Genomic DNA, 10300 nt, shown 5'->3' on the forward strand with positions numbered 1-10300 from the left:
AAAATGAAATTAATAGTTGATAGTGGATCTACAAAAGCCGATTGGATTGCAATTGATGATAACGGAAAAGTATTATTTACAACACAAACTTTGGGACTTAATCCAGAAATCCTTGAAGGACCTGAAATTATTGAGAGATTAAATGATCGTTTTGATATTTTGCAAAATAAAAAAGAAGCTACACATTTGTATTTTTATGGTGCAGGTTGTGGAACTGAAAGAATGAAATTTGCTTTATCTCAAATATTTCAGGAATATTTTTCAAATGCAATTATTGAGGTTCATGAAGATACTTATGCTGCTGTATATGCTACAACTCCAAAAGGTGAGCAAGCTATTGTAAGTATTTTGGGAACGGGTTCTAACTGCAGTTATTTTGATGGTACAGTATTACATCAAAAAGTACAATCATTAGGGTACATAGTTATGGATGATTGTAGTGGAAATGTATTCGGTAAAGAATTAATCAGAAAATACTATTTTAATAAGATGCCTCAGGAACTGGCTATTGCATTTGAGAAAGAATATAATTTGGACCCTGATTTTATTAAAAATAAATTATATAAAGAGCCCAATCCGAATGCCTATCTGGCAACTTTCGCCAAGTTTTTGATTCAGCATAAAGATTCTGATTTTTGCAGAAAAATCATTTTTAAAGGAATGAAATCTTTCGTTAAAAACTATATTAAACAATTTGATAATTGCAAAGATGTACCAGTGCATTTTGTTGGTTCTATTGCTTTTTACCTTAAAGATGAATTACAGGAAACATTTGATAAATACGAACTTAAGCTGGGTAACGTTTTACGACGTCCAATTGATGGTCTTATCGCTTATCATGTTGCGAATAAATAAAATTTAATTTTGCTGGATTAAATAGTAATCAGTTGTCAAATGCAACAAATGATAAAGCAACGGCATAATAATTATTAGAAGCTAATTCACGAGAAATGCCCCTATTTTAATACTACAATTCTCTGCTTTTTAGATAGATAAGCAGAGCATATTGATTTTAATTTTAAAATTTAGTGACAAGGTTACACCTATTGCACTGCAATTATAGAAATCTCAACATTAACATTTTTAGGCAGACATGCCACCTGAACCGTTTCACGCGCTGGAGCGGTTTTTTCATTAAAATAGGATCCGTATATTGTATTGATTGCTCCAAAGTTATTCATGTCCATTATAAAAATAGTAGCTTTTACAACGTTTTCAAAAGTCATTTCTGCAGCTTCTAAAATAGCGGCAATATTTTGCATAACCTGGGTTGTTTCATCACTTATGTTATTTGTAACCAATTCTCCTGAAGTTGGATTTATTGCAATCTGTCCAGATGCATAAAGTGTATTTCCTGACAATACAGCCTGATTATACGGGCCAATAGGAGCAGGTGCTTTTTCAGTAAAAATTATTTTTTTCATAGGATTGATTTATAGTAAGTTTATCTATTAGAAACACTTCGTTTTTCCCATTTTATATCGCTAAGGATTCCGGATTTAATTCCGATAAAGAAATTCCAGTTGGAATATTCCCCAAATGGTGACCAGTTAAAAGCCATTCTCCAGCTTAATAAATCCCTTTCAAAACGCAATTGTGTAAAAGTAACCCCTTTTTGTACAAAGTCATAACCAGTAGAAATTCCTCCTTTCCATTTAGGTGTAATATCCATGTTAGCAGAAATCATGATAGAATTTCCGGTAATTTTATTTTCACGTTTGGCATTAGAGTAGGTTAGCGAATAAGCCATTGTCATATCCCAGGGGAGTTTGGAATTGAAGAATTCCGTAATTACATTTTCGCTATCTTCTTCATCAAACTGACTTTTTCGGGTATCATTTAATTCGGTATTAGTGCCAAATAAATCATCGCTTCGTCCTCCATTTCTTTCACTTTGTTCGTTTTTGTCATCTTTTTTATTCTTGTTTGAAAAAGAATAATTCAAAGTCATATTGGCACTCGTCATTCTAAATAAGCTGCCGCCATTATTAATATTAAAAACATTAATTTGCTGTCCGGAGTTATCGATAGCATAAGGATTTAATGTGGCAGCAAAATTAACATTCATTTTGTTTTCAAACAATTGCGTTCCGCCGCTTACACGAACTGGTTCAAAAGCAAAAGTTGTTTTTCCGTCAGCATTAAAATTATAGCTTGTGCCTAAGTTTAAATTATTAAGAAGCATTACTTTTTTAGGTTCTGTTTTTGTGCTGTCATTGTCTGTCATTTTTGCTTCAAAAGTATTACTCAGGTCAAAACCTATTATATTAGAATTTTGTCTTCCCGGAGCGCCATAAATACTTCCTTCGAATCTTGTATAGTCTTTCATTGTTGTTCCCGATGCATCGATTGCATAAGTGTCATAATATTTTTCAAAACTGGGCGTATAAGAATAGGATACAGATGGTCTCATTACGTGTCGTATAGCTTGTATTTTTTTATTTTCCCCGAATTTAAAGGTGCCATAAACGGTTGTTCCTAAACTTGAACTAAAATTGTATGTTCTAAATGCATCAAAACCATTAACAGTATTGTCAACCACTTTATTAATGTCCTGATCATAAGTTCGATCTATTGTTTTAGTTACCCATGTTTCCTGATAATTGGCAGATGTGCTGGCACTAAAATATTTGAATATTTTAAAGTTTGTACTAATTGGGATGCTGTGCTGCATACCAATTTCGGCATCTTTAAACATTTGGGGCTTAAAAAATAAGGAGTCAGTGGTAACAAAACTATTTTTCCCGCTTAAATTATATTGTAGATTGATGTTTTTAATTAACCCTTTCTTTACTCCGTCTTTTCCAACAAACGGATATACACGATCAATACTTGCTTGTAAGGACGGAAGTGTCATATTAATAACTTCTGTTTGTGTGTTCTGAGAATGTGTTGCTGTTAAAGAAATTCTGGCTTGCGGTACTGTATTAAAAGTTTTGTTATAGGAAATAGAAGAGCTTAGCGTATTGTTTAAACTTGATCCAACATTAACCTGATTAATAGATTGTTTGAAATATTTACTACTACCCATATTTACCGAAGCAGAAAAACTTGAATTAGGATTCGATTTGGAATCTTTGGAATGAGACCATTGAATATTATAAATCTTTTGTTTAGAGTAATCAGGATAACCTCGTTCACTGGAAATTAAGTTCTCATAACGCACATTTACATTGCCTCTGTATTTGTATTTTTTAGCATAAGAAGATTCAAATCGCATGGCATAACTTCCGTTAGTATAATAATCTCCCAAAACGGTTAGATCATAATTATCGGTCAATGCAAAATAATAACCACCGTTTTGTAATGAAAACCCTCTTGTATTGGAGTCGTTATAACTTGGAAGGATAATGCCTGAAACACTTTCTTCCTTGCTCATTGGGAAATAAGCATAGGGCAAGGCTATTGGAGTTGGAACATCAGCAATAACCATATTGGTTAAGCTAACAATCACTTTTTTTCCAGGAACAAATTTTGCTTTCGTTGTTTGAAAATAATATTCAGGATTATCAACATCTGAAGAAGTAGTGAAACGCACATTTTTTAAATAATAAACCGAATCATTTTCTTTCTTTGTTATAGCCGCTTTTATCCTAAACTCTCCCTGTTCAGTCCTTGAATTATAAATTAAGGCTTTTTTTGTTTTAAAATTAAAACGAATTGAATCAGGTTGTACTTCGCTCGCACCTTGTTTGAAATTTGGATATTGGTACAAAACTCCAAGTGAATCTTTTATTCGTCCGGCATATACTTCGTCTTTTTCATAATCAAGTACAATAATCCCTGATTTCAGTTCTACATCTTTATAATAAAGCTCTGCTTCATTATAAAGGGTAATTCTTTTTCTTTTCTGATCAATTTTAGCATAATCCTTAGCGACATATTTCACTTTTCCATCCAAAAAACTTTTTTTTGGTTTAATACTATCTCTTTTTATCGTGTCAGTTACTGATTTTACAGTATCTTTCATGATAGATAAAGATTTATCTGTTTGTTTTACAGTTGGTAAGGTGTTTTTTTGTGTTTTTATATCTTGTGAATATAAATCGCTACATCCAAGTGTAAGGAAAAATGATAATAAAACGATATTAAATAAGTTTGTATGCAAAGGTTTAAATGCTATTTTTGTAAAAGTATGGCTTGTTTTTTGACATGTCAAACTTACATATAATTTTTTGGCAAAAATAATCAATTGTAAAAATTATAACTGCAGTATTTTATTAAAATTAACTTTTAGATTTATGAATATTTTTAACAAAACTAGGCTAGTTTTTAGTTTTTTTCTAACGACAATTTCATTTTGTACTTACAGCCAGTCGAATGTTTTTAAGGTTACTCTTGATGCAGGACATGGAGATCATGATTTTGGAGCTGTTTACAGCGGACGTATTGAAAAAAATATTGCTTTGGCAATTGTTTTAAAAGTTGGTAAAATATTAGAGCTTAACCCAAATGTAGATGTTATTTATACACGAAAAACCGATGTTTTTATTGATTTGGTAGAAAGAGCCAATATTGCAAACCGGGCGAATTCAAATATTTTTGTTTCTATTCATTGTAATGCTAACAAAAATACCGTAGCCGACGGGACCGAAACATATGTGATGGGTTTAAGTAAAGTGGCATCCAATCTGGAAGCAGCAAAAAAGGAAAACTCTGTTATTACATTAGAAAAGGATTATAAGCGTAAATATGAAGGTTTTGATCCCAATTCACCTGAATCAATGATCGGAATAACTTTAATGCAGGAAGAATATTTAGATAATAGTATTTCACTGGCCAGCAAAATTGAAGATAATTTTGAAAAACTGGGGAAAAAGTTAAGACAAGGTGGGGTAAAGCAAGCTCCATTTATGGTATTGCATAAAGCTTATATGCCAAGAGTGTTAGTAGAAACGGGTTTTATCTCGAATCCTACAGAAGGTAATATTTTAAATTCTGAAGAAGGACAAGATGATATTGCCAAAGCTATTGCGCAGGCAATTTTAAGTTATAAAAGAGAATATTTTGGGAATGGCACTTCTGAAGCTGATGATAGAAAACCTGTAAAAGATACTTCGACGCCTGTAAAACCAAAGGCAACTGTAACCGCAACAGTGGTGAAAGCAGCTCCAAAAGGGACTTTCTATAAAGTACAATTAATTGCAAGCATAAAAAAGACACCTTTAGAACCGAAAAATTTTAAAGGTTTAAAAAATATATCCATGATTTATGAAAATAATATTTACAAATATTTCTATCAGGAAACTTCAGATTATGAAGCTGCTAAAAAGTATTTGCAAGAAGCCAAAAGCAAAGGATATGGTGCTTCGTACCTGATTGCAATCAAAGACGGTGAGAAAATCAATATTCAGGACGCTGTTAAATAATAGCCACAAGTTCGAATATTTATATTAATTTTGTACAAACACTTAGAATTTTGAAACTAACAAGAGAAATCAAAACGGCAATATTAGTCATCGCATCAATTTTATTATTTATTTGGGGCTACAGTTTTTTAAAAGGCAAAGATCTTTTTACAAATTATCAAACATTATATGTTGAATACGATAATGTTGAAGATTTGGCACAATCAGCACCAGTAACCTTAAATGGACTTGCAATTGGAAAAGTAACTAAAATAACAATCGATCAGACAACTGGAAAATTATTGGTCGAACTTCAATTAAAAACAGATTTTCCAATTTCAAAAACAAGTCAGGCATCGTTATATTCTCCGAGTCTGATTGGTGGAAAACAAATAAAAATTATTCCCAATCTTTCAGATAAAGACTTGGCAATTGATGGACAAACCCTGGAGTCAAATGTAGAATTGGGATTAACTGAATCTTTAGGAGGTAAAATTGAGCCAATACAGCAAAAACTTGAAAAAATGCTTGTCAGCATTGATGTACTGGTTGCCGGATTAAATAATGTTTTGGATAAAAAGGGACAGCAAGATATCAAGAAAACGTTGGCAGAACTTAGTCAGACCATGGAACAGTTTCATAAGGCTGGAAGTAGTATCAATAATATTTTAGATGCCAATAAGACTCAGATAAACGGAGTAGTGACCAACTTTAACAAAATGTCAAGTAACTTCAATAAAATATCAGATTCTTTAAACAAAGCTGATTTAGGTAAAACTGTTAGAAACCTAAATCAGACTCTGGCTAAAGTTGATGGTCTTATGAGTAATTTAAATTCAGGTAAAGGAACTGCCGGAAAACTATTGAATGATGACGCATTGTATAATAATTTAGCCAAAACTTCAAGAGAACTTGAATTGTTATTGCAGGATGTGCGCCTGAATCCAACGAGGTATGTGAATGTCTCGGTTTTTGGGAAGAAAAATAAACCTTATGTAGCACCAACTGAAGACGGAAATTCGACTCCTAAAAAATAATAGGCATGAGTTATTTAGATAATATTTTATTTGCTATACTTCTTATTTTTGGTTTTGGTTTTTTTGCATCCAGTGTAAAAAAAATCATTCGCAATATTAATTTGGGTGTTGATATAGATAGGAAGGATAATCCTCAGGCACGTTGGGCAAATATGGCAATGATTGCTCTTGGACAGTCTAAAATGGTTAAACGTCCAGTTGCGGGAATATTGCATATCGTAGTTTACGCAGGTTTTATTATTATTAATATTGAGCTGCTTGAAATTATCATTGACGGTTTGTTTGGAACCCATAGAATTTTTGCTGAATATTTGGGTTCTGTTTATGATGTTTTAATTGGATCATTCGAAATATTGGCACTACTTGTTTTAGTTGCTGTATCTGCTTTTTGGATCAGAAGAAATATCATAAGGTTAAAACGTTTTATTAATCCGGATTTAAAGGGATTTCCTAAAAGTGATGCTAATTACATTTTGTATTTTGAAATGGTTTTGATGACCTTATTTTTATTAATGAATGCTTCTGATCTGCATTTGCAAAATGTTTCCGGAGGCTATTCTCATTTTATAAAAGCCGGAAGTTTTCCCATTAGCCAATTTATAGCACCCATTTTTAATGGCATGTCGAATCAATTGGTTATGTTGTTGTCAGAAGCTTTTTGGTGGTTGCACATTACAGGAATTTTGATTTTTATGAACTATTTATATTTTTCAAAACATTTACACATTCTTTTAGCGTTCCCAAATACCTATTTTGCCGATTTAAATCTAAAGGGCAAATTTGATAATTTAGCGTCAGTTACAAAAGAGGTTAAGCTGATGATGGACCCCAATGCCGATCCGTTTGCTGCAGCTCCTGTTGATGAAACAGCTGTTCCGGGCAAATTTGGTGCAAGTGATGTACAGGATTTAAACTGGGTGCAATTGTTAAATGCCTACACTTGTACAGAGTGTGGCCGCTGTACTTCTGCGTGTCCTGCTAATATTACAGGAAAGAAACTTTCTCCACGTAAAATCATGATGGATACAAGGGATCGTCTTCAGGAAGTAGGAAAAAATATTGACGCTAATAAAGGTGTTTTTGTTCCTGATAATAAAACATTGCTAAACGATTATATTACCCCTGAAGAATTATGGGCTTGTACATCTTGTAACGCCTGTGTAGAGGAATGCCCTGTAAATATTAGTCCGCTGTCTATTATTATGGATATGCGCCGTTATTTGGTAATGGAACAAAGTGCGGCTCCAATGTCGCTAAATGCAATGATGACGAATATTGAAAACAATGGCGCTCCGTGGCAATACAATCAGCAGGACAGATTGAATTGGAAAAACGAAAATTAAAATTATAGTTAATCAGTTACTTATTTAATCATTTAACTGTTTTACTAAATATCGATTAATAAAATCAACAACAAGATATGTCAGAAAGTTTAGTGGTACCAACAATGGCAGAAATGCTTGCCGAAGGAAAACAGCCAGAAGTGTTGTTTTGGGTCGGTTGTGCTGGAAGTTTTGATGATAGGGCTAAGAAAATTACAAAAGCATTTGTGCGTATATTAAATCGCACGAATGTTTCTTTTGCAGTTTTAGGTACAGAAGAGAGCTGTACCGGAGATCCTGCAAAAAGGGCAGGAAATGAGTTTTTGTTTCAAATGCAGGCCATGATGAATATTGAGGTTCTGAATGCGTATGAAGCTAAAAAAATTGTTACGGCCTGTCCGCATTGTTTTAATACCTTAAAAAACGAATATCCTGAACTGGGAGGGAAATATGATGTAATTCACCATACAGAATTTTTAAAATCATTAATTGATGATGGAAGATTAACCGTTGAAGGCGGTCAGTTTAAAGGGAAAAAAATTACTTTTCATGACCCTTGTTATTTAGGAAGAGCCAATAATGTTTATCAAGCACCAAGGGATTTAATTCAGAAACTGGATGTTGAATTAGTCGAAATGAAACGTTCTAAAGCTAATGGTTTGTGTTGTGGAGCTGGAGGAGCCCAAATGTTTAAAGATGCCGAGCCTGGAAATAAAGAGGTTAACATTGAAAGAACGGAAGATGCTCTTGAAACACAACCCGATATTATTGCGGCAGGCTGTCCTTTTTGTAATACGATGCTAACGGATGGTATCAAACACAAGGAAAAAGAAGGACAGGTGAAAGTCATGGATATTGCGGAATTAATTGCTAATGCACAAGATCTTTAGCAAACCTAAGCTTAAAACTAAAGCTTTTTAATTCTGAATCTGAAACAAACAAAATAAAAATTTTAATTAAAATGTATATACCTTTTGAAAATTTGCCCGGTGAATCCAAAATTTGGATTTACCAATCAAACAGAAAATTTTCTGAGGAAGAATTTTCTGAAATAGAAGCTGACTTAAAATCTTTCATCGAAGGATGGGCGGCACACGGAACAAGTCTGGAAGCTTCTTATCAATTGAAATATAACCGATTTATTATTTTGGCTGTAAATCAGGATGTACAAGCGGCTACAGGTTGTTCTATTGATAGTTCGGTAGAATTTATTCAGAGCTTAGAGAAAAAGTACAATGTTGATTTGTTAGATAAAATGAACGTGACTTTTAAACTTGGTGAACATATTGCACACAAACCATTAATTGATTTCAAAAAAATGGTTAAAGATAAATCCGTTTCTGAGAATACAATAGTTTTTAATAACTTGGTAAACAATATTGAAGAATATAACGAATCCTGGGAAGTTCCTGCTGCTGATAGCTGGCATAGCAGATTTTTCTAAGATAAATTTATAATATATTTGAAAGGCATGAAACTTTGGGTTTGTGCCTTTTTTTGTTGTAAAAAAAGAAAATCGTCTTGGATAAATAATTAGTTTTACAAAAAAATAGAAACTAAAAACAAATGAAGAAACAAGTATTTTTATTAATAGCTTTTTTAATCTGTAATTTGATTTTTGCCCAAAATTATATGGCGGGACAAAAGAAATATTGTGAAACTAATGATGCTAAGATATTAGAACTTTATGATTTAGGATTTAGAAGTTTGCAATATAAAGAATATCAGAATGTATCAACAAGGATTTTTTTAGATATTGTTAAAAAAGATTCAACGCTATGCGATGCATATTTTTGGGCTGGATATACTTTGCGATTACAAAATAAATATGATCTGGCTATAGGATGTTATCATATTGCAGATAGTCTTGCAAACAATAAGTCAATAGAATTTAAACAAAATTTAGCAATGACTGGTTTAATGCTGGGGAAGGTTGACCTGGCTAGGAAAAAATACAGTGAGATGATAACATTTTTTCCTGATAATCCCGAAGGTTATTATGGTTTTGCTTTGACCGCTCCAATGATCGGAGATGTTGATAAAGGTTTAGAAAATATTAAAATCTCAATTGAAAAGTACGGTAAAAGAAATACTGAAATTAAAAACCAAACTGAATTATTATACGGAATACTTTTAACATTAAATAAAAAGTACGTAGAGGCTGTATTTCATTTTGAAGAATGCGCATCTAAGTTTAAAAATGATGATAATTTTAATATACATTATTCTTTGAGCCTGCTAAAGATTGCACAACAAAACAATGATGAGAATGGAGAGAAAAAAGCTTTAAAAATTTACAATAAAATTAAAAATAAGGAAGAAATACAAGAAGGTTTGAAGGAGGAATTTAATTTTAAAACCTAAAAATAACATTTACATTTAGAAGAAAAGGATGAAACCTAAGTTTTGGGCCTTTTTTTTGTGGAGTTAAGTTTGATTTTTGTTTTAAGTTTTACTTTTGTTTTGTTTGTCAATTCTATCTTAAAGAACCATCTTTTTAGAGTTCGAGTGTGATTCTTCCTTCCTCAAAATCATAAAAGCGTTGAAAGACAATGTTGAGTCAAACCCGACAGGCTTTTAAAAAATATTGGGT

9 protein-coding genes are annotated in these 10300 nt (G+C 32.3%); 7 read left to right on the forward strand and 2 right to left on the reverse strand.

Annotation, left to right across the window (positions count from 1 at the left end; genetic code table 11):
• Positions 1-3: 3 nt before the first annotated feature.
• Complete coding sequence (locus ABI657_RS17980; RefSeq protein ID WP_348098659.1) at positions 4-855, forward strand: N-acetylglucosamine kinase; 852 nt, start codon at positions 4-6, stop codon at positions 853-855.
• A gap of 188 nt (positions 856-1043) precedes the next feature.
• On the opposite strand, the gene ABI657_RS17985 is transcribed toward ABI657_RS17980, so the two are convergent.
• Entirely contained in the window at positions 1044-1424 is a 381-nt protein-coding gene (locus ABI657_RS17985; RefSeq protein ID WP_348098651.1) for a RidA family protein, read from the reverse strand.
• Positions 1425-1444: 20 nt separating this feature from the next.
• Entirely contained in the window at positions 1445-4159 is a 2715-nt protein-coding gene (locus ABI657_RS17990) for a putative LPS assembly protein LptD (RefSeq protein WP_348098652.1), read from the reverse strand.
• 82 nt (positions 4160-4241) lie between these two features.
• Between ABI657_RS17990 and ABI657_RS17995 the strand changes: the two genes are divergently transcribed.
• The 6 genes from ABI657_RS17995 to ABI657_RS18020 all read left to right on the forward strand — a co-directional run bounded on the left by ABI657_RS17995 (position 4242) and on the right by ABI657_RS18020 (position 10071).
• On the forward strand, positions 4242-5369 hold the full coding sequence (locus tag ABI657_RS17995) for an N-acetylmuramoyl-L-alanine amidase (RefSeq protein ID WP_348098653.1): 1128 nt from the start codon (positions 4242-4244) through the stop codon (positions 5367-5369).
• Between the two features lie 50 nt (positions 5370-5419).
• Complete coding sequence (locus ABI657_RS18000) at positions 5420-6385, forward strand: MlaD family protein (protein WP_348098654.1); 966 nt, start codon at positions 5420-5422, stop codon at positions 6383-6385.
• Positions 6386-6390: 5 nt separating this feature from the next.
• A complete protein-coding gene (locus ABI657_RS18005; RefSeq protein WP_348098655.1) occupies positions 6391-7728 on the forward strand; it encodes a 4Fe-4S dicluster domain-containing protein in 1338 nt (445 codons plus the stop codon).
• 77 nt (positions 7729-7805) lie between these two features.
• On the forward strand, positions 7806-8597 hold the full coding sequence (locus ABI657_RS18010; RefSeq protein ID WP_348098656.1) for a (Fe-S)-binding protein: 792 nt from the start codon (positions 7806-7808) through the stop codon (positions 8595-8597).
• A gap of 71 nt (positions 8598-8668) precedes the next feature.
• Positions 8669-9151 (forward strand): ABC transporter ATPase, encoded by a 483-nt coding sequence (locus ABI657_RS18015; RefSeq protein ID WP_348098657.1) that lies wholly within the window; start codon positions 8669-8671, stop codon positions 9149-9151.
• A gap of 122 nt (positions 9152-9273) precedes the next feature.
• Complete coding sequence (locus ABI657_RS18020) at positions 9274-10071, forward strand: hypothetical protein (protein ID WP_348098658.1); 798 nt, start codon at positions 9274-9276, stop codon at positions 10069-10071.
• The last annotated feature ends 229 nt before the right edge of the window (positions 10072-10300 follow it).

The sequence above is a fragment of the Flavobacterium sp. genome (assembly GCF_039930565.1).
Lineage (GTDB): Bacteria > Bacteroidota > Bacteroidia > Flavobacteriales > Flavobacteriaceae > Flavobacterium.